The following is a 21,217-nucleotide window of genomic DNA, read 5'->3' on the forward strand; positions in this document are numbered from 1 at the left end:
GCCCGGCCTTCTTCTCGATACAATTTTCCCTCGCTCGCGCTCAGAAAAAATCACTCGAAGTGACGGCAGGAGAAAGTCTTGGTTCTTGATTCTTGTAGCGCAGCGATCTTGGATCTTTTCATAAAAATTTGATCAAAACATGTATCTGAACAACCACACCTATTACTCCCTTCGCTACGGGACTTTCCCAGAGAAGGAACTGTGTGACCTGGCGGAAGAGAATGAGGCAACTGCAGTGGCGGTGACCGATATCAACAACACCTCGGCCTGCCTCAGCTTTTTGAAGACGGCTCAAAAATATAATTTTAAGGCCCTTATCGGGATCGATTTTAGAAATGGGGTGCAGCAGCAATATGTGGGACTGGCGCGGAATAATAATGGTTTTAAGCAGCTCAACGATCACCTCTCTACACACCTTCACCACGATAAGGAATTCGCTGCTGAAGCTCCGCTGCTGGAGGATTGCTGGTTTATTTATCCGCTGGAGCAGGTGATGAGGTGCCAAAAATGGCATTTTAGGGAGGATGAGTTTATTGGCATTTCCGTGGAGAGCCTGCGTAAACTGAAATTCTCAAAGTACCTGCAGCTGCAGGATAAATTGGTGCTGCTGCAAACAGTAAGCTTCCGGAATAAAAGAGATTACAATGCTCACCGCCTGCTGCGGGCCATTGATAAGAACATTTTGTTAAGTCAGCTGCCCGAAGTAGAACAGGGCTCTCCCACTCATAAAATGTTACCCGAAAATTCCCTTTTTGAAACCTTTGCAGATTATCCTTTTATCCCTGAAAATACGCAGCGCCTTATCGATGGCTGCGAGGTCAACTTTAGTTTTGACAGCGCCCGCCAAAACCGAAACCTGCAGATCTTTGGCAACAGCAAAGAGGAAGATGCTGAAGTGCTAAGGGCACTTTGCTATAAAAAACTGCCGCGCCGTTATCCCAACGCCAATTCCGAAACTCTGGTGCGGGTAGAGAAGGAGCTGGACGCGATCATTAGCCTGGGTTTTGTGTCTTACTTTTTAATCAACCACGATATCGTGGAGTATGCCAAATCGAAGAATTACCCGTTCATTGGCCGGGGCAGCGGGGCGAATTCGGTGGTGGCTTACATCATTGGCATCACCAATGTAGATCCCATTGAACTCAATCTTTATTTTGAGCGCTTTATCAATGCGAGCCGTCACTCGCCGCCCGACTTTGATATCGACTTCTCCTGGAAAGACCGGCAGGATGTGACCAATTATATTTTCCGAAGATATAAGAATACTGCGTTGCTGGCTACTTATGTTACTTTTAAGCGGCGGGCTGTAATAAGGGAGCTGGGGAAAGTTTTCGGGTTACCCAAAGCAGAGATCGACAAGCTTTCTTCAGGCTATTTTGATCCTAAGGATATTGATGAGATGGAGAAACTGGTGTTCCGCTACAGTGGATTGATCGCCGGATTTCCTAATTATCTGAGTGTACACTCCGGCGGAATTGCCATTTTACAGGAGCCAATCCATCAATATGCCGCCACTTTTTTGCCGCCCAAGGGCTTTGCGACCATTCAGTTTGATATGAATATCGCCGAAGACGTGGGCATTTTTAAATTTGATATCCTCGCCCAGCGTGGCCTTTCCAAGATCACCGATGCCATTGAGATCATTAGGGAGAATCAATCGGGAGCTGAAATTGAAGACATGGAGAATATTTCGGTTTTCAAGAATGATCCCAACATTAACAACCTGCTGCGCACGGGCGACTGCATGGGCGTGTTCTATGTGGAGTCGCCTGCCATGCGCGGACTTTTTCAGAAATTACAAACAAATGATTACCTGGGGCTGGTAGCGGCAAGTTCCATCATACGACCGGGAGTTTCCAACGGCGGCATGAAAGAGGAGTACATTAAGCGCCACCGCGATCCCAACCGGCGTAAACAGGCGCATCCTGTTTTAGCTGAAATTCTTTCTGAAACTTATGGCGTGATGGTGTACCAGGAAGATGTGCTCAAGATCGCCCACTATTTCGCCGGCCTCTCCCTTGAGGAAGCCGATATTCTGCGCCGTGGCATGAGCGGGAAAAAACGAAACGAGGTGGATTTTCGAAAACTGGAGGATAAATTCCGCAACAACTGCAGGGAGAAGGGATATTCCGAAGAACTTATTGAAGAGGTATGGACACAGATCATGTCCTTTGCCGGCTACGCTTTTCCGAAGGGACATTCGGCCTCCTATGCCGTGGAGAGTTACCAGAGTCTTTATCTTAAATTTTACTTTCCGCTGGAGTTCATGGTTGCCTGTCTCAATAATGGCGGTGGTTTTTATGATGTGGAAACTTACATCCAGGAGATACGCAAGTGCGGCGGAAGGGTGCATCCGCCATGTATCAACAAAAGCGATCATCACACTGTCATCTATGGAAAGGATATCTACCTGGGGCTGGGTTACATCAAGGAGCTGGAGATAAAGGTGGTGCAGCGCATCCTGGAGGATCGTAATTTCTTCGGAAGCTATAAATCTTTTGATGACTTTATCGACCGGGTGCCCATCTCCATTGAACAGTTGAGTATCCTGCTGAAGATTGATGCCTTCCGCTTCACCGGTGTGGATAAACATCACCTGCTGTGGAAAGCTTATTTCAAACTCAACCGCACCCGCACCCGCAGCGGACAAACCCTGTTGTTTCGTCCGCCGCACCGCGATTTCGACCTGCCCGAACTATCACATTCCATGCTCATAGATGCCTATGACCAGATGGAGCTGCTGGGATTTTCTTTGCACGATCACTTCAAACTGCTCAGGCCTGAAGCCTATCAAAAGCTGAAACGACCGGGAGTGGTGATGGGTAAAGATCTGAAACAGCATATAGGTAAAACAATAGAGATCTACGGGCATCTCATCACCGCCAAACGTACGCCCACTATCAACCGGCAGTACATGTGCTTTGGGACTTTCTACGACCGTGCGGGTTATATTTTCGATACAGTACAATTCCCCCGGGCGGCAGAGCGGTTTCCGCTGCACAGCAAGGGGATCTATCTATGTAAAGGAAAGGTAGTGGAGGAGCTGGATTATATATGCATCAACATAGAATGGCTTGAAAGACAGGAAACAGTAGGAGATCCAAGATATTTAAGCAGTACGAGGATGAAGATTTCTTTTAAGGAAGATGGGAAGGGGATGATCTTAAAGTAGATGCTTTTTTCGTTTTTCCCCACCCTAAAGGGAGCCGAAAAAAGCATCGGTTTCAAAAGGGAATTCTACTAAAAACCATTCCCTCCCTTTAGGGTCGGGGGAAAGGAACGGGTTGGAATAATGATTATTTTTTCGTTTTTCCCTCCCGATCGTTATCGGGGCTAAAGGGAGCCGAAAAAAGCATCGGTTAGAAAAGGGAATTCTACTGAAATCCATTCCCTCCCTTTAGGGTCGGGGGAAAGGAACGGGTTGGAATAATGATTATTTTTTCGTTTTTCCCTCCCGATCGTTATCGGGGCTAAAGGGAGCCGAAAAAAGCATCGGTTAGAAAAGGGAATTCTACTGAAATCCATTCCCTCCCTTTAGGGCCGGGGGAAAGGAATGGGTTGGAAAGATGATTATTTTTTCGTTTTTCCCTCCCGATAGCTATCGGGGCTAAAGAGTTGAAAAAGCATCAGTTAGAAAAGGGAATTCTGCTAAAATCCATTCCCTCGCTTTAGGGTCGGGGGAAAGGAATGGATTTATCCTATCTGTTACTTTTTATTAATTCTATTTTCTCCTCAATTTCCTGCAGAACATCATCAGTGTGATTTAAAATATTTTTATTAGTAAACCTTATGAGGTTAAGATGGTTCAATCTAAGAATTTCGGTTCTTTCCAGATCCCTTTTATTTTGGTCAAGAGTTTCATGATATTTACCATCTACTTCAATAGCCAATCTCAAAGAATGGCTGTAGAAATCGACAATATAATACTGAACAGGATGTTGTCTACGAAATTTATAAAGGGAAAACGGAGGATTTTGAAGTTTTTCCCACAGAAGGATTTCAGCCGGAGTCATATTTTTGCGAAGGAATTTCGCTCTTCCGAAGTTTTCAGGAGGAGCTCCTTTCCACATCCCATCCTGGTGGTAAAGATCATCTTTCATCGGTAATATATTAGGTTTATTGGAAAATAACTGCGCACTAAAGCACTGCTAATTGCCTACTAAATTTCCTCTTTCCCAACAGGATGATCTTCGTACCAGTCGTCGAAGGTTTTTTCTGTAGAATAATTGTCGGTGATGACCTTATAAACGGTAAGGAGCCACCATGCCTGGCCGGATATTACGGTATAGAAGACTATGTCATAAGAAACGTTGTAGAATACCATTACCGCTACTGAGACCAGTAGAAGGGTCGCAACGATGACATAAAAATGGGCTGAAATTCTCATATCATTAAGATAGCAAAGAACGGCGGCACAATGAGTTAACGGACTAATAAATCAATCCAATTTAGCAGAAGTTTGACTTTTCGTTAAGATATTCCTTAAGAGCAATAGAAAGGCGCTTAGTGGCAGGAAAATGCTGCTGTAGGCGAGCAGGCGAAAGTAATCTCCAAAAAGCGGAAGTTCAAGCCAGGTCACAGTTCCTTTGTAGAAAATAAGGGTTTCGGTCATAAGAAAGGCAGCAAAATAGAGCCAGAAAATCCATTTTGGAAGTTGCAGGAGCCTGGTGTGAGAGAGGAAAGCAAGAAGGGAAATGGTCACGACACCCAAAAAAACCCAGTGCAGGTAACCTATGACAAAATCGGGAAAGCTAAAAGCCAGATTGGCGAACCAGGGAATAGCCGATAAAAGCTGTAACAGGAGCTTAAAGATGAGCACAATCCCTGCTATGCTTAGCAGGAGTTTAAAAAATGGAGAAAAACGAAGTCGTTTCCAAAAAGGGATAACGATCTTCCAAAACTTCACAAATGCAGTGATTTGCAGGATTGCTCCCAAACCACCTAAAACATAGTAGATCCAATGCGGCTTTGTCCAGAGAACCGACAGGAAAAAACCAAGAACCACTGCAGCATTGAGGTGCCAGAAGAAGCTTTTAAAAACCTCTTTTTGAGGCTTTAGGTTTTGCTGTTCCATGAAGTAGAAAAAAATTCCGAGGAGCGCGAGGATGAACCATGCGTTATATTGAAAATGCAGGTAAAAATATATTGACAACTTGTACCAGATGCTGGTATTACCCAAAGTGGCCATAACACCGCCTATGGCCCAGGGACCAATACTGGAGATAACCATATACCACAGGGATGCTCTAATGAGTTTAAAGGAATAGGTGTTTTTAAAGGGCGGCGGAGTCTTCTTCAGGATAAACCAGGCCATAAAATAGGAGGCAATGAGAAAGAGCGTGGAAAATATGATCGAAAAAAGAGCATATCCTGTGAAGGGAAATGTGACCAGCATTCCTACTAAGGTAATTTGTGTAAACCAGAAAATACGTTTATAGATCTTTCCGAAGCCGGCTTCAGAAAAATACATTTTATAGATAAGCGTGGTAAGGGCAATATATACCCAACCCAGCAATGCGATATGCGAATGGGAATGAACAACATACCTGAAGTTGGCAGGGATGGGAATAACAAAAAAGAACCGGAGGAACACTCCCAGCAGCCCTACGAGGAAGAAATATCCAAGGGCAATGTTGGTGTGCTTTTTAAGATCAATCATGTTTTAAAAGTAGGAAAAAGAGAGGAGGCAAAAAACTGCCTTTTTAACACCCCAAAAAATGGAATATAAAAACAGCTTTTTGCCTCCTCAGTAAATTTAGGTTTATACTTCTACGGGTTCTTCTTTTCGTAGTTTTTCTTTTTTAGATTGCGGTAACTTCTTGCGGCTGTCAAGAGTGAAGACAAACCATACAAAGGCAAACAGGCCTACTGCAAAAATTGTATCTCCAATTGCTCGCATCCAGCGCAGCGTATCCATTCCCGGTTGCTGCATAAATTCGGCAGAACGGGCATACCACATTCCTTCATTTACACTGGCTACTGTTTGTAACAGGCCTATTGGAAGGACACTGAGCAGCACCATGAGAATAAGTCCTATATTAATAGACCAGAAGGAGAAACTTAACAGTTTATCATTCCAAACCTGTACTCTGTAAAGACTTCTAAGAACAAACAGCATGAGGCCTATACCAAGGAAACCATATACTCCAAAAAGAGCCGTGTGTGCATGAACTGCGGTAGTATTTAATCCCTGCATGTAGTAAAGGGCGATTGGAGGATTGATGATAAATCCAAAGATCCCTGCTCCCAAAAAGTTCCAGAAGGCGACAGCTATAAGGCAGTAAATAGGCCATTTGTAATCCTTAAGCCATTCTGTTGCCTTAGACAATTTATAGTTTTCATAAACTTCATAGCCTATCAATACCAGTGGCACTACTTCAAGGGCGCTAAAGGTCGCTCCTAAAGCCATTACAGCTGTTGGGGTACCACTAAAATAGAGGTGGTGAAAGGTTCCAAGAATACCTCCCGAAAGGAAGATCACGGTGGCTAGCAGCACACTCAAGGTCGCAGTTTTGGTACGTAGTAAGCCCAGTCTTACAAAAAGGAAGGCAGATACTACTGTGGCAAATACTTCAAAGAAGCCCTCTACCCAAAGGTGTACCACCCACCAGCGCCAGTATTCGGCAATCGCGAGATTTGTTTGTCTTCCCCACATGAGTCCTGCTCCGTAAAACAGGGCAATGGCTGCGGAAGAAACAAGGAACATGATAAGCAGGTTTCTTTCTGAAGTTCTTTGGCGTATTACAGGAATAAGTGGTCTCACCATAAGCGCGAGCCATACAAAGAGCCCTACAAACAGGAATATTTGCCAGAATCTTCCCAGGTCCACATACTCATAACCCTGGTGTCCAAACCAGAAGTTCTCTGCCAGTCCAAGTTTTTGCATGATTCCCATCCATTGTCCGGCCATAGAACCAAATACAATGATCAACAGGCATACGAACAAAAAGTTGACTCCGAATTTCTGAAATTTAGGATCTTTTCCTGAAACCGCAGGTGCTATATAAAGTCCTGTGCCCAGCCAGGCAGTGGCGATCCAGAGAATTCCCAGTTGCACGTGCCAGGTACGGGATATTGAATAGGGGAGAAGTTCGGCGAGGTCAAGACCATAGAAACCATCTCCTTCAACCCCGTAATGTGCAGTTACTACTCCAAAGGTTACCTGGATAAGAATGAGAACACATACAATCCAAATGTACTTTTTCACCGCCAGCATAGAAGGCGTAATGGTTTGATCCATTAAAGGATCTTTCACCGGCCTTTCCAGTTCTTCCTCTTCTTTCATGCGGGCATGATAGAATACCATTAGGCCAATCCCTACCAGGAGAAGGATGATACTTAATCCGGTCCAGATCAAAAGATCTCCGGTTGCCTTGTTGCCCACCAAATCATCTGGGGGCCAGTTATGGGTGTAGGAGACATCACTTCCGGGCCGTTCTGTAACAGTTGCCCAGGTGGCCCAGAAAAAGAATCCGGCCATTTGATGCATCCTTGTCTCGTCCTTAATAGAATTGGGAGGTATGGCATAGTAATCTCTCAATTCATCCAGTTCGGGGTTCTCCATAAAGAGTCCGCGGTAATAATCACTAAGATATTCTGCGGCTTTTGCTCTCATAGGAGAGATGGTTATGGTATTATCGGCTTCATTATAGGTGTTCTTTCTCAACTCCAGTTGCAGCCTTCTTTCAAGGAGGGCTTGTTTTTCACTTTCCAGTTCCCCGTAAGTTTGCCCATAATCTTCCTGCGACCATTCGCCGAGGATAAACAATGCCTCCCGGTGAAGCCAGTCTGCAGTCCAATCAGGGGCCTGGTACGCTCCGTGGCCCCATATGGAGCCAACTTCCTGGCCACCCATACTTTGCCAAACATTCTGTCCGTCTTTAATATCCTGACCTTCGAAAACAATCTCTCCCTCGGTAGTGACTATTTTGTCCGGCATTGGAGGCGCTTTCTGGTAGATCTCAAAGCCATAATAACCAAGGATGGCAAAGGATGCAGTCACAACCGTGAGGAAAACGATCCATAATTTTCTTTCTTTACTCATTCGTGTCTAATTAAAAGCCGAAAAAGAATTAGAGACCTGTGACTTACAGGCTGTTTCTTTTTCGGCGGGGTTGGGGATTTAATTCAATGATCTGTCGGTGTTATGAACGGAGTTCTTTTTCAAGCTTTAGAGCCTTTGGGAAAAGAATATTGTTCTCAAGATGCACATGCTGGTGTAGATCCTGCTCAAATTCTTCCAGTTTCGCGTAGAAAGCTCTGTAGGTGTTACAGGCGCCTTGAGGCGGAGTATAACTGCTGCTTAATTCGGAAATTCTTCTAAGTAGTTCCCCGGCATCTTCGTGCTCGATCTCCATCATTTTAATGGGATTGTCTACGGTGCCAAAATTTGCTGCAGGTAATTCCTTATTTTCTTTTTTTGCCTGAACCATCTTTTTGACGAACGGGAACAGGATTAACTCTTCTTTTTTAAGGTGAGCGCTTAATTCCCCGGCTACCTGCTTTACAAGATCTTTTATCTCCAGCAGTTCGTAGTAATGTCCTCCATGAACCTGTGCAACTCTCTCGGAATACTGTAGTAGGAGTGGGATGTTTTCTTCAACGTAGCTGTGGTGCACATTAATGATGTGATCTGTAAGGAAATCAAGTTCCCATCTATTGTAATTTGTAGCCTTTGATGTGTCCTGATCTACATTGAGGAGGTCCTGGCTCAAAAGGTTATAGTCTACTTTGTATTTTTCACAGGCTTTTTCAAGGCTAATGCCGCCGCCGCAACAAAAATCGATACCGTATTTTTTAAAGATGTGTGCAGTTTTGATGTTTTCGGTTACCATTTCTGCAACTGTTTTTGCTTGTAAATTTTCCATGATCATATGTTTTAGATTAACAGGAGTTTATTTTTCAGGTACAAAGATCAAAGATTGATAAAGGCTGGTTTATGAGTCGGGTCATAAAAGACAAATTTGTCCTAATTATTTTTAGAAGCAAAAAAAAACGCCTCCGGGATTGGAGGCGTCAACTTTAAAAACAATCTAATAACACTAAACTAAAACAACCTGTTAACCATGTAAAACCAATAATGGCAGCTGATTTATAAACGGAATATTTTCATTCTCCTCGTTGCGCAGAAATTTTTGGCACAAGTTAAGGTTCTTTGCAGCCAATACGATCATGTCTACATCGCGGTTGGCAATAAGTATTTTCTTGGGACTTTGATCTTTATAGGTGTAATAGGTCTGTAGCACCGGAATTCTGGGAGAAAAAGAATCCTGCAGGAAATCCCGGTTCTTAATTTGTTCGGTCGAGGGTTCCTTATCATTGTTGAAAATTTCCAGGATCTTTACGTTAGCCTTTGAAAGGGAAGCGAGATTAAGGAGAGTGCGCAAAACCTTACTCCCGTAATGGATCTTATAATCTGTAGGGAAAAGGATCTTTTTGTGTTCTTTAAAAGAAGCGTGTTCCGAAATTGCAAGCACGGGACACTTGACCTTCATCATAACGTCTGAAGTGTTTTTGCCTATAACGACACCTTCATTATTGGTTTTTCCTTTGGTGCCCATAAGGATTAGATCTATCTGTTTTTCCTGTACCTTGGCTCTTACGGCATTGATGAGGTAATCTGCCTTAAAACAAATATTAAAGGTATGTTCTGGATTAGTACGTATACTTTGCAGCCATTCAAGCAAACTGTCAAAATTCGCCTGCACTTCCTGGGACATTGACATATATCCAGTCGCCATTTTATTTACTGGAACCGGGAAAACATGTAGCAAATGAAAATTGCAGGGAGTGTCCTTAAAGAACTGCAGCGCATATGCTGCGGCATTCCTGCTATTTTCAGAAAAATCTGTGGGCAATAAGATATTCATCATCTGTCACATCTATTTACCCCGCAAAAATATGCAGGATGCATAGTGGAAAAAATGATGAACATCAGTTATTGAACTATTCTAAATAATAAGGAGGATCAACTAATTTTTTTGAGTGCTTCCACGTTAAGAAGCTTGATATTACGGCCTTCTATTTCCAGCAAACCTTCCTTCTTAAAATCTGATAACGTACGTATAAGAGTTTCTGAAGCCATACCTGCCACACTGGCAAGGTCGCTCCTGGAGATCCTGATGCTCTGGGTTGGATGCCTTCTTATTTTTTGAGAGAATAACAGAATGGTGCGTGCTGCCTTTTTTCGAACCGACCCATAGGCCATTTCCAGTAGTTGCCCTTTAATTCCTGCCAGGTTATCACCCAATACATCTATTAATTCAAGAGTGATGTTGCTGTTATTCATAAGAATATGCTTCAGCTCCTCTTTGGAAACAGCATAAACCCTTGTTTCCTCCATGGCGGTAGCATATTCGGTATAGGTGTCACTCTTTTTAAAAGAGGTATTTCCGAAGAAATCTCCTTCCTTATATAAAGAGGTAATAAGTTCTTTCCCATACTCATCCATACGATGACTCTTCACAACTCCTTTATCTATGAAGAAAAAATGGTTCCCCAGCTTCCCTTCTTCGTAGATGGTTTCACCCGCCTTAAAGGTTTGCTGTTCGTATTTTTTAACTTCCTCCCTTAGTTCCTGAAGGGAATTGATCTTTTGCTGAGAGTCTTCCTGCGCAGGAGGATTTTTGGTTTCCTGAATTTTATTAAGGATAGCCACTTTTGCCAGGCGGCTTTCTATGGCGCTTATTAGTTCTTCTTCTTCGAAAGGTTTGGTGAGGTAATCATCTGCCCCCAGGTCCATGCCGCGACGTATATCTTTATGTTCAGTTTTTGCTGAAAGAAAGATAAACGGGATGTGGCGGGTTTGAGGATCTTCAGAAAGAGCCTGAAGTACTCCATAGCCGTCCATTTCTGGCATCATAATATCACAGATTATAATGTTTGGGAGTTCCTGTCGTGCCACCTCCAGGCCGGAGCGGCCATTGGCTGCCGTGATAACATTATATTCCGCAAGCTCAAGTAGTTCGGCTGTGTTTTCCCTTACTACGGTATCATCTTCTATAAAAAGTACTTTTTTCATTCTTTGACTATAGGTAGTTCTACAATAAACTGGGTTCCGGAATTTTCCTTACTGCTAAAGCTTATGGTTCCTCCCAGGTTCTCCAAATGCACTTTGGCTATGTTAAGACCTATTCCTGTGCCCTGGTTTAAAAGAGCATTTTCGGCCCTAAAATATCTTTCAAAGATATGTTTTTGATCTTTATCGGGAATTCCCATTCCCTCATCTGTTACCTTAAACCTGATCTTTTTTCCTTCCACCTCAATTTCAAATCTAATTAAAGTGTCTTCCGGGGAATATTTTATTGCGTTATTCAATAGATTGGACAGGACCAGTTCCAGAATTTTTTCGTCCTGCTTAAGTACAATGTTTTCAATGTCACGGGTATATTTGATGTTTTGCCCGCTCTTAAGAGTGACATTGGCGTTATAGACTACTTCATTGACGAGTTTGCTAAGGTTGAAACTGGTGAATTTATAATTCACCCTACCACTTTCAAGCCTTTCAATAGACAAAAAGTCATTGAGGATGTTGTCCAGGTAATGAACCTTGCTCTTGATGGTGTTGAGATGTTTTTCCCTCTTTTCCTGCTGCTCTTCAAGTTTATACTTTCCTGCTAGAACCACCGAGGTTAATATACCGCTAAGCGGGGTTTTAAATTCATGAGATACCAGGGAAAGAAATTTTGTTTTCAGTTCATTGAGCTCTTTCTCTTTTTGTAAAGCTGTTTTGATCCTGTTTTCGGCCTCTTTACGACGTTTTATCTCCAGCTCCAGATTTTTGTTGGCTTTCTGAAGCTTTTCAATGCTTTCCTCCAGCTCTTTTGTCCTTATCTTGATCTTATCTTCAAGTTCGTTGTTTAGCTCGGTGATTTGACGTTGGGCTTCCTTCCTAATCGAAATGTCAATTATGAGAGACATTACATAATACTCATCCCCAATTTTGAAGGGGTTAAGACCCGCTTCTACAGGAAATTCATCCCCGTTCTTTTTCACTCCATACAGGTCACGCCCATGACCCATTTGTCTTTTTTCACTGTCTTGCAAAAACCCCTTAAAATGAGCAGGATGTGCAGAACGGTATTTTGGCGGTATCAGGAGGTTCAAAGGCTTGTTTTTAAGCTCCCCTTTTTCGTACCCGAACATTTTATCTGCCGCGAGGTTACTGCTTATAATAATTTGATTTTTATCAACTACAATAATACCTTCTGAAGCTGCTTCAAAAAGTACATTAAAAACATTCTGGTCTTTTTCAAATATTTCCAGGTGCTTATCTGCGGCGCTATTCAATATCGGTTTTTTTGGAGTGAAGGTCAAATTTAAACAATTTAGAATAACTGAGGTTTGAATGAGTTTGTTGTACAGGAAAAGAATCCCCCAAAATAGTTTAGAGGGTGTTTGTTCCCCTGTGTTTACAGGGGTTTAAATAGGTTTATAAAAGAAGAAAATTTAAAATTTTTTCGGGCTGCGGGTGGAGCCGGGGAGCCGTGGATTTTTTTAAATAAACTGAAGAAGGATTTTTAGTGATCTTGCCAGAGCACCATGGTCAATTAAAGACTAGTTGAAAATGCCTTTTTTGAAAGGGGTGTTAATATAAAAGATCCGGAGAGAAAGAATATTTCCATCCGGATCCTTTTGTTGCAGCTCTACAGTATTCAAACTTTCACGCTCTCTCCAGCACCTGTAAAAATCTACAACTATGACGCCTGCTCGTCTTCGGGCGAGACATAATCTTTATCTGCCGGTAAAAGTCGGCTTGCAAGTTTTGTCACTCCCATTGCTATAAGCACAGCAGTGATAACAAAAAGCAAAAATTTAACCATAAGATTATCCTCCAGTACATTGCTGTAAAAAGTGAGAATGATCTCTATAGCCAAAAATGCTAATTGAAAACTTGCCTTTAATATCATATGATTAAATTATGGGATAAAGATACATCTGTGGGAAATTTAATTGGCCTGTTTTTTTAGCTTTGACTCAAATTTAACTTATGACTTTCAATTGCTTAACTTAACCGGTACAACTCTCATAAAGTCTCTAAAATTCCATTATTAGGGAGGAATAAGGGAGTAACCGGGAGTTGCAGCAGGAGCCTGTTATTTTGAATCTGGAGATTTAGTTTCCTTAAATTATCCTAAAGAATCTTTAGAAGGAGATATGAGGATCTTCTTCTGTTTTTTCTATAAAATCGAACACAGATTAAACTTAAAGGGAAGTTTTTTAATCCAAAAAGAGATTGTTTAAAAAGCTATTTTTCAAGTTTAAATGTGATGACCGGGCTATTTGCGTGATTTACCAGGTCTTCGCTTATGCTGCCATTGAAAAAATGTGATAAACCTTTGCGTCCATGAGTGGCGATGCCCATAACATCTGCATTCACCTTTTTTGAGAAGTTTAATATTCCCTCTTCTACGGTATCATCGTTAAAAACGTGGAATTCATAATTGTTGAATTCTGTTTCCTCCATGTACTTTTTTAGTTTTTTATCGCAGTCGATCGTGGTCAAAAATTCATTGGCAGTATTTATATAGACCAAATGTAGCTTTGCCCCGAAAGATTCGGCCAGGGCCACCACCTTTGCCAGGGTCTTTTTCCCTGTGGTTTCCAGGTTGGTAGCAAAAATGAAATTTTTGATATTAAAGGTGGGATGGTCGTTTTTAACAACAAGCACCGGCACTTCAGATGTTCTCACAACCTTTTCGGTATTTGAACCTATGAACATTTCTTTTAAGCCCGAAGCTCCCTGAGAACCCATAACAATAAAGTCGCAGCTGTGTTTTTTGCTGGCTTCCAGGATACCGTCAAATGCCTTATTAATCTCCACAATATCGTGCACCGCAAGATCTTGAAGATAGGGGCGGGACAGCAGGTCATCGAACCTCTTTTTTGCCAGCTTCATAAAGAATAGAGCCTCGGGTAAATCGTTGGTACGTGTTTCTCCCACTGGGTTCACCATATCTGCAGGTAATTCTATCAAATGCAAAAGATAAATTTCTGCATTAAATTTTTTCGCGAGTTGAGCGGCTACTTTGAGGGCGTTTTCTGCCTTCTCCGAAAAGTCGGTCGGCACAAGGATTTTTTTCATAGGTTATTGTAAATAGGTAAGGTTGATTTAGTTATAAAACTACAAATATTTTTTCATTCAAAATCTTGTTTTCGTTCTACAAAAATATTACTATATTTGCACCGTTGAAGCGAAAAAAGAACAACGAGGGGACAGAAAGTCCCCTCTTTTTATAGCCAGACCCGGGAATGTTACAGGAGAAAGTAGAAAAATTACTGCAGGAAGCTTTCGAAGAAAATAATTCATTATTTTTAATTGAGCTCAACGTCAACGAGGCGAACCATATTACTGTCATTATAGACGGTGATGAAGGGGTGTCTGTAAATGACTGTATTGCGGTAAGCCGCAAAATAGAACATAATCTTGATCGCGAAGAGGAAGATTTTTCGCTTGATGTATCCTCGGTAGGTGTTTCGAGTCCGCTGGAAATGCCGCGGCAGTACAAAAAAAATATTGGTAGAACTCTTGCAGTTACCACTGTTGATGGAGAGAAGATCGAAGGCAAACTCACCTCTTTTGAGGATGAAAAGATCACTCTTAAGTGGAAGGCCAGGGAGCCTAAGCCTGTAGGTAAAGGAAAGGTGACTGTAAATAAAGAAGCTGTCTTGCCTTTAGAGGATGTGAAAGAGGCAAAGGTGATAATAACATTTTAATAGAATAAGATATGGAAAATATCGCGTTGATAGATTCGTTTTCAGAATTTAAGGATGATAAGTCTATAGATAAGCCAACTTTAATGGCGATCCTGGAAGAGGTGCTGCGAAGTGCTCTTAAGAAGAAGTACGGTGAAGACGACAACTTTGACATTATTGTAAACCCAGACAAAGGGGATCTTGAGATTTGGAGAAACAGGGTCGTTGTGGCCGATGGAGAGGTGGAAGATCCTAACCAGGAAATTTCCCTTACCGAAGCCCGTAAGATCGAACCCGATTTTGAGGTTGGTGAAGATGTTTCTGAAGAAGTTAAGTTGATCGACCTTGGGCGTCGCTCAATACTTTCTTTGCGTCAAAATCTTATTTCAAAGGTACACGAACACTATAATACTAATATCTACAAACACTTTAAGGAGCTTGAAGGGGAAATATATACTGCCGAAGTTCACCACATTCGCCATCGTGCGATTATCTTATTGGATGATGATGGTAATGAGATCATCCTTCCAAAGGACAGGCAAATTCCATCAGATTTCTTCCGTAAAGGAGAGAATGTGAGGGGAATCATTGAAAGTGTTGAATTAAAAGGAAATAAACCGGTTATTATTTTGTCAAGAACTTCTCCCTTATTTTTGGAGAAACTTTTTGAGCAGGAAATCCCTGAAGTTTTCGACGGTTTGATCAATGTGAAAAAAGTAGTGAGAATACCTGGTGAAAAAGCGAAAGTAGCCGTAGATTCTTATGATGACCGTATTGATCCTGTTGGTGCCTGTGTGGGTATGAAAGGATCAAGGATCCACAGTATCGTTCGCGAACTGGGGAATGAGAATATTGATGTGATCAATTATACTACTAATAACCAGTTGTTGATCACAAGGGCCCTTAGTCCTGCAAAAATCACCTCTCTTAAGATAGATGAGGAGAATAAGCGGGCAGAGGTGATGTTAAAGCCCGAAGAAGTGTCTAAAGCTATTGGTCGTGGAGGCCATAATATAAGATTGGCAGGACAATTGACAGGTTATGAAATAGATGTCTTTAGAGAAGGCGTTGAAGAAGATGTTGAATTAAGAGAATTTGCAGATGAGATCGATGACTGGGTTATCGCAGAATTTGCCAAAATTGGTCTTGATACAGCAAAAAGCATATTAGAGCAGGACGTAGAGGATCTTGTCAAGAGAACAGATCTTGAAGAAGAGACCATACGGGATGTAATGAGAGTTCTTAGAGAAGAATTTGAAGAAGAGAACAATAGTTAAGAATAAAAGAGGTTAATTTAGAGGGCAATTTATGGCTGAAGCGAAGACAATGCGATTAAATAAGGTGTTACGCGAATTCAACATTTCGTTGGATCGTGCCGTGGAATTTCTCAATTCCAAGGGGCACGAAATAGAGGCGCGTCCCACCACAAAAATTTCGGGGGAAATTTATCAGGTGCTTTCTGATGAATTCCAGACCGATAAGAGTAAGAAGGTAGAGGCGAAGGAAGTTGGAGAAGAAAAGCGCAAGGAAAAAGAAAGTCTTCGACTTGAAAGAGAAAAGGAGCAGGAAGAAAAGCGCAAACATGAGGAGAAGCAGGAGGTTATTAGAGCGAAGTCTAACCTGGAAGGCCCAAAACAGGTAGGCAGGATCGATCTGGATAAGCCTAAAACAGCTTCACCTGAAAAACCTAAAGCTCCGGCAGAAGAGACTAAAGCGCCTGAACAGCCACAGGCCAAAGCTCCTGAAGCCGCAGAACAGGAATCGCCTAAAGGAGAAGCTCCAAAAGCTGAAGCCCCAAAAGCAGAAGCTACCAAAACCGAAACTCCAAAAGCCGAAACGCCAAAAGCGGAGGCTCCAAAAGCTGAAGCTCCCAAAGCTGAAGCTCCCAAAGCAGAAACTTCAAAACCTGAAGTGAAAGCACCGGAAACTTCCGGGCAAAAGGCTGAAGAGTCTAAAGAGGAAAAACCTAAAGAGGAAAAAGCGGCCGAAGGTTCTGAGAGCAAAGAAGAAGAATCCTCTACTGTTGCTACAAAATATCAAAAACTTAGCGGCCCTAATTTTACCGGAGAGAAAATTGATCTTTCCCAGTTTAAAAAGCCTGTTAAGAAGAAGGACGAAAAAGACAAAAAAGCTGAAGAAGAGAAAGAGAAGCGTAAAAAACGTCGTCGTCGTATAAGTAAAGATGTTAAAGGTGCGCCGGGACAAGGTGGTGGTGGTTCAAGACCTAACAAACCAGCCGGGAAACGTGCCCGTCCTGTAACAAAAGAAGAGCCTAGCGAAGAAGAAGTTCAAAAGCAGGTGCGTGAGACCCTTGAGAAGTTACAGGGGAAATCCAGCAAAGGTCGTGGTGCCAAATACCGTAAGACCAAGCGTGATACTCACCGCCAAAGGACAGAGGATGCACAACTTGAAGAAGAAAACAAGATACTAAAGGTTACCGAATTTGTTACCGTGAGCGAAGTTGCCACGATGATGGATGTGCCGGTGACTCAAATCATCTCTGCATGTATGTCTCTTGGAATGATGGTAACGATGAATCAGCGTCTTGATGCTGAAACTCTTTCTATCGTTGCTGAGGAGTTTGACTTTGAAGTGGAATTTGTTACTGCAGATATTGATGAACCAAAAGAAGTAGTTCCCGAGAATCCTGAAGATCTAAGCCCACGTGCTCCAATCGTTACAGTAATGGGACACGTAGATCACGGTAAAACATCCTTACTGGATTATATTCGGAAAGAAAATGTAATTGCCGGGGAGAGCGGTGGAATCACGCAGCACATTGGTGCCTACGGGGTGAAGCTGGAAAACGGTCAGAAAATAACATTTTTAGATACTCCGGGTCACGAGGCCTTTACGGCCATGCGTGCAAGGGGTGCCCAGGTAACCGACCTTGCAATTATCGTGGTAGCGGCAGATGATGATGTGATGCCTCAAACAAAAGAAGCGATCTCCCACGCACAGGCTGCAGGAGTTCCTATTGTATTTGCAATTAATAAGGTGGATTTGCCGGCGGCAAATCCCGAAAAGATAAAAGAAAAACTTGCCTCAATGAATCTTCTTGTAGAAGATTGGGGAGGTAAAGTTCAATCCCATGATATTTCTGCCAAAACAGGAGTAGGGGTTAAGGAATTGCTTGAAAAAGTGCTTCTTGAAGCCGAAATCCTGGAGCTACAGGCTAACCCTGATAAACTTGCTACAGGTACTGTGGTGGAAGCTTACCTGGATAAAGGAAGAGGATATGTTTCTACAATTCTTGTGCAAACAGGTACACTTAAGATAGGAGATTTTGTACTTGCAGGTAGACACAGTGGTAAGGTGAAGGCAATGCAGGATGAGCGTGGAAAAGACGTGAAAGAAGCAGGTCCTTCGACACCGGTATCTATTCTTGGTCTTGATGGTGCCCCACAAGCGGGTGATAAGTTCAAGGTAATGACAGATGAGCGTGAAGCTAAAGATATCGCTGCCAAACGTACACAATTACAGCGCGAACAATCGGTAAGAACTCAGCGTCACATTACGCTTGATGAAATTGGACGTCGTATTGCACTGGGTGACTTTAAAGAACTTAACATTATTCTTAAAGGTGATGTGGACGGCTCTGTGGAAGCGCTTACAGATTCGTTCCAGAAGTTGTCTACTGAAGAAATTCAGGTGAATATTATCCATAAAGGAGTAGGTGCGATCACCGAGAGTGATGTGTTACTGGCTTCAGCATCAGATGCGATTATCATCGGATTTAACGTAAGACCTGCAGGGAATGCCCGAATGGTTGCCGAAAAAGAAGAAATCGACATTAGAACTTATTCCATCATTTATGATGCAATAAACGATCTTAAGGATGCGATGGAAGGAATGCTTTCCCCTGTAATGAAGGAGGAGATCACCGGGAACGCAGAGATCAGAGAGATCTTTAAAGTGTCGAAAATTGGATCTATTGCCGGTTGTATGGTTACAGATGGTAAGATCTATAGAAATTCCCGTATAAGATTGATTCGTGACGGAGTTGTGGTTTACACAGGTGAACTTTCCTCTCTTAAACGATTCAAGGATGACGTGAAGGAAGTTTCTAAAGGTTATGACTGTGGATTGCAAATCAAGAACTACAACGACATCCAGGAGGGTGATGTAGTTGAAGCTTTCCAGGAAGTTGCCGTGAAGAAAAAGTTGAAATAATACTTAGAAGTATATAAACAGAAAAAGGGACGCAATTTGCGTCCCTTTTTTATTGTGATTTGGTGAAATAGATCTCACCTGTTCTGTATTATATAATTTCGAATCCCTTGGAATTTTTTTCTGGTATGATAGAAAATATTTAAGCTGAAAAAACTCGTGTTAAAAATGGCATTTTTAGATATGTATTTTCCGAGATAAATTTTTGAAGGTTGATTGCAAGGTGGCCTAACGAAAAAATTTTTCCGGAATTAATTTTCATTAACTGAATTTCTGCTGATCCAAAAGTTTACTATATTCAGGATTGTTTTGATGTGCTCTTTAGCTTAATTATCAAAGTTACCTGTTGCTTTTCATTATCTCTTCTCCGGTTTGAATCTAAAAGCTGCCGGGAAAGATTTTTTGATCTCCAGCAAGGCCCTGTCGGCCTCCAGGCTGTTTCTGAAGTTCCCTACCCACACCTTGTAATTTGGGGTCTCAAAAACTATTGTAGATGACCATTCGGGGAAGAGGGACCTATATTCTTTAATGACTTTACTGGCTTCGTTATTATCTCCCGAGAATAATTGTACCCTATATCGCTCGCCAATAACCCCGTCTTTTACCATTTCTGATTTTTGTTCCAGGAGTTCTGGTATTATTTCATCCTGATGGATGGTTACCTGTCCTTCCTGCGCTTTAGAGACTGTTACAGTTCCAATTACAACAAGAGTAGTCAGGATTAATTTGCTTTTTCTCAACATTCTTTCTTAATTTTCTGAAATACAAAAGTATAACTTTGCCGATAAATTCTGTCGTTAACAGTTATTTAGAACTATTATAAATTATTTGGCTATCCTCTCAAATCGAACTTAAGTATTACTTTTGTCGGTAAATTTTTAGGTGCTAAAACATGATTTTTGTCACGTTTTAATTCTACTAAAAATCGTACCAAATAAGACGTTAATTCAACTTATAATATGAAAAAGGTGAAATACCGCCATTCAGCAGCTCGAATAGTATTTTTCAGTGTATCCCTGTTTTTCTCGTTTAATACCCTTCTTTTAGCGCAGGAGCCTGATGATTCTCCGCTCTCTGAAGACGAAGCAGACAGGCAGGAAACTGTTCAGGGGCCTCAGGAATCAAATGTGGAGGCAGAAGTCTCCGGTGGGGATGAAGCTGCCGGGAAAGAACTTTTCAATACGCTTTGTGCTGCCTGTCATAAACTAGATGGGAATTCTATTGGGCCGCCATTGAGAGGTGTAGGTGATAGAAGGGAAACCGAATGGTTGCACAGCTGGATTAAAAATTCCCAGGCCTTGATCGCCGAGGGGGATGAGCAGGCGGTTGCGATCTACAACGAATACAATCAGGTGGCAATGCCTCCTTTTCCACAGTTGAGCGATAGCGATATCGATAACATTCTTGCTTATGTGAATGCGCCTAAGGCTGTGCCTCAGGAAAAGCAGCCGGGAGCAGAAGCTGCCGGGGCCGGTGCGCAGGGTGGCGGTGGAATCTCTACAGATATTTTGCTTGGGATACTTGCCTTTGTGCTTTTAATGCTGCTTGTGATTCTCTACCTGGTAAATAAAACTCTTAGAAGATTTGCAGCTGCCAGCGGTGTGGAACTACCGGTAAAAGAAAAGAGAGGGAAGCCTATATGGAAATCTTTTGTTGAAAATCAATTCCTGGTAATAGTTACTTCAGTTGTGCTTGTGCTTGTTGGATCTTACTTTGCTTATGGATGGATGATGCAGGTAGGGGTTGATCAGGGCTACCAGCCAATTCAGCCAATTCACTTCTCACACAGGATTCACGCAGGTGATAACCAGATCGAGTGTAAATTTTGTCACAGTTCTGCCAGGGTGTCTAAAACCTCGGGTATTCCATCTTTGAATGTGTGTATGAACTGTCACAAATCAATAAGCGAAGTTGCTGAAGGAACAGCGACAGAAGAATATTCAAAAGAATTCTATGACGGAGAAATTGCGAAATTATACGACGCAGTAGGTTGGGATGTTTCTCAACAAGCATACACCGGAGAAACTGAACCTGTTAAATGGATCAGAATTCACAATCTGCCCGATTTTGCCTATTTCAACCACTCGCAGCACGTAGAAGTTGGAGGGATTGCCTGTCAAACCTGTCATGGTCCTGTTCAGGAAATGGAAATTATGTACCAGAATGCTCCTCTTACGATGGGCTGGTGTATAAGCTGTCACCGCGAAACCAATGTTCGTACCGCTGGAAACGAATATTATGAAAAAGTTCATGAAGAGCTTTCAAGAAAATATGAGGTTGAAGAATTAACTGTTGCCCAAATGGGCGGGATTGAATGTGCCAAGTGCCATTATTAATTTAAAAAGTAGAAAGT

General features: G+C 42.2%; 16 protein-coding genes. 5 read left to right on the forward strand and 11 right to left on the reverse strand.

Annotation, left to right across the window (positions count from 1 at the left end; genetic code table 11):
* Window positions 1–139: 139 nt before the first annotated feature.
* Window positions 140–3,172 carry a DNA polymerase III subunit alpha gene (locus OU683_RS01325; RefSeq protein ID WP_268134372.1) on the forward strand — a complete coding sequence of 1,011 codons (3,033 nt, stop codon included), beginning with the start codon at window positions 140–142 and terminating at the stop codon, window positions 3,170–3,172.
* 526 nt (window positions 3,173–3,698) lie between these two features.
* Here OU683_RS01325 and OU683_RS01330 read toward each other — a convergent pair.
* From OU683_RS01330 to OU683_RS01375, 10 genes are all read right to left on the reverse strand, one after another.
* The gene (locus OU683_RS01330) at window positions 3,699–4,100 is read right to left on the reverse strand and encodes an endonuclease domain-containing protein (RefSeq protein WP_268134374.1); all 402 of its coding nucleotides are present in this window, start codon (window positions 4,098–4,100) and stop codon (window positions 3,699–3,701) included.
* A 59-nt stretch (window positions 4,101–4,159) separates the two neighbouring features.
* Complete coding sequence (locus tag OU683_RS01335) at window positions 4,160–4,387, reverse strand: hypothetical protein (RefSeq protein ID WP_268134375.1); 228 nt, start codon at window positions 4,385–4,387, stop codon at window positions 4,160–4,162.
* Between the two features lie 51 nt (window positions 4,388–4,438).
* Window positions 4,439–5,659 (reverse strand): hypothetical protein, encoded by a 1,221-nt coding sequence (locus OU683_RS01340; protein WP_268134377.1) that lies wholly within the window; start codon window positions 5,657–5,659, stop codon window positions 4,439–4,441.
* Between the two features lie 102 nt (window positions 5,660–5,761).
* Complete coding sequence (locus OU683_RS01345; protein WP_268134379.1) at window positions 5,762–8,044, reverse strand: nitric-oxide reductase large subunit; 2,283 nt, start codon at window positions 8,042–8,044, stop codon at window positions 5,762–5,764.
* 100 nt (window positions 8,045–8,144) lie between these two features.
* Window positions 8,145–8,867, reverse strand: a complete 723-nt coding sequence (ric, locus tag OU683_RS01350) for an iron-sulfur cluster repair di-iron protein (protein WP_268134381.1) — start codon at window positions 8,865–8,867, stop codon at window positions 8,145–8,147.
* Window positions 8,868–9,059: 192 nt separating this feature from the next.
* Complete coding sequence (locus OU683_RS01355; protein ID WP_268134383.1) at window positions 9,060–9,872, reverse strand: universal stress protein; 813 nt, start codon at window positions 9,870–9,872, stop codon at window positions 9,060–9,062.
* Between the two features lie 95 nt (window positions 9,873–9,967).
* A complete protein-coding gene (locus OU683_RS01360; RefSeq protein WP_268134385.1) occupies window positions 9,968–11,020 on the reverse strand; it encodes a response regulator in 1,053 nt (350 codons plus the stop codon).
* On the reverse strand, window positions 11,017–12,288 hold the full coding sequence (locus tag OU683_RS01365; protein WP_268134387.1) for a PAS domain-containing sensor histidine kinase: 1,272 nt from the start codon (window positions 12,286–12,288) through the stop codon (window positions 11,017–11,019). The genes OU683_RS01360 and OU683_RS01365 overlap by 4 nt, the downstream gene beginning before the upstream one ends.
* Window positions 12,289–12,695: 407 nt before the next feature.
* On the reverse strand, window positions 12,696–12,908 hold the full coding sequence (locus tag OU683_RS01370; RefSeq protein ID WP_268134389.1) for a hypothetical protein: 213 nt from the start codon (window positions 12,906–12,908) through the stop codon (window positions 12,696–12,698).
* 338 nt (window positions 12,909–13,246) lie between these two features.
* Window positions 13,247–14,083, reverse strand: coding sequence for a universal stress protein (locus OU683_RS01375; RefSeq protein WP_268134391.1), 837 nt, complete (start codon window positions 14,081–14,083; stop codon window positions 13,247–13,249).
* A gap of 167 nt (window positions 14,084–14,250) precedes the next feature.
* On the opposite strand from OU683_RS01375, the gene rimP reads away from it, so the two are divergent.
* Genes rimP through infB form a run of 3 tightly spaced genes read left to right on the forward strand, consistent with a single transcriptional unit; the run spans window position 14,251 to window position 18,867 of the window.
* Window positions 14,251–14,715 (forward strand): ribosome assembly cofactor RimP, encoded by a 465-nt coding sequence (rimP, locus tag OU683_RS01380; protein ID WP_268134393.1) that lies wholly within the window; start codon window positions 14,251–14,253, stop codon window positions 14,713–14,715.
* An 11-nt stretch (window positions 14,716–14,726) separates the two neighbouring features.
* Entirely contained in the window at window positions 14,727–15,971 is a 1,245-nt protein-coding gene (nusA, locus tag OU683_RS01385; protein ID WP_268134395.1) for a transcription termination factor NusA, read from the forward strand.
* A gap of 31 nt (window positions 15,972–16,002) precedes the next feature.
* Window positions 16,003–18,867 (forward strand): translation initiation factor IF-2, encoded by a 2,865-nt coding sequence (gene infB / locus OU683_RS01390; RefSeq protein ID WP_268134397.1) that lies wholly within the window; start codon window positions 16,003–16,005, stop codon window positions 18,865–18,867.
* A 353-nt stretch (window positions 18,868–19,220) separates the two neighbouring features.
* Here infB and OU683_RS01395 read toward each other — a convergent pair whose 3' ends face one another.
* Window positions 19,221–19,607 carry an SPOR domain-containing protein gene (locus tag OU683_RS01395; protein ID WP_268134399.1) on the reverse strand — a complete coding sequence of 129 codons (387 nt, stop codon included), beginning with the start codon at window positions 19,605–19,607 and terminating at the stop codon, window positions 19,221–19,223.
* A gap of 216 nt (window positions 19,608–19,823) precedes the next feature.
* On the opposite strand from OU683_RS01395, the gene OU683_RS01400 reads away from it, so the two are divergent.
* Window positions 19,824–21,200, forward strand: coding sequence for a c-type cytochrome (locus OU683_RS01400; protein WP_268134401.1), 1,377 nt, complete (start codon window positions 19,824–19,826; stop codon window positions 21,198–21,200).
* Window positions 21,201–21,217 lie beyond the last annotated feature (17 nt).

The organism is Salinimicrobium sp. TH3 (genome assembly GCF_026676115.1).
GTDB lineage: Bacteria > Bacteroidota > Bacteroidia > Flavobacteriales > Flavobacteriaceae > Salinimicrobium.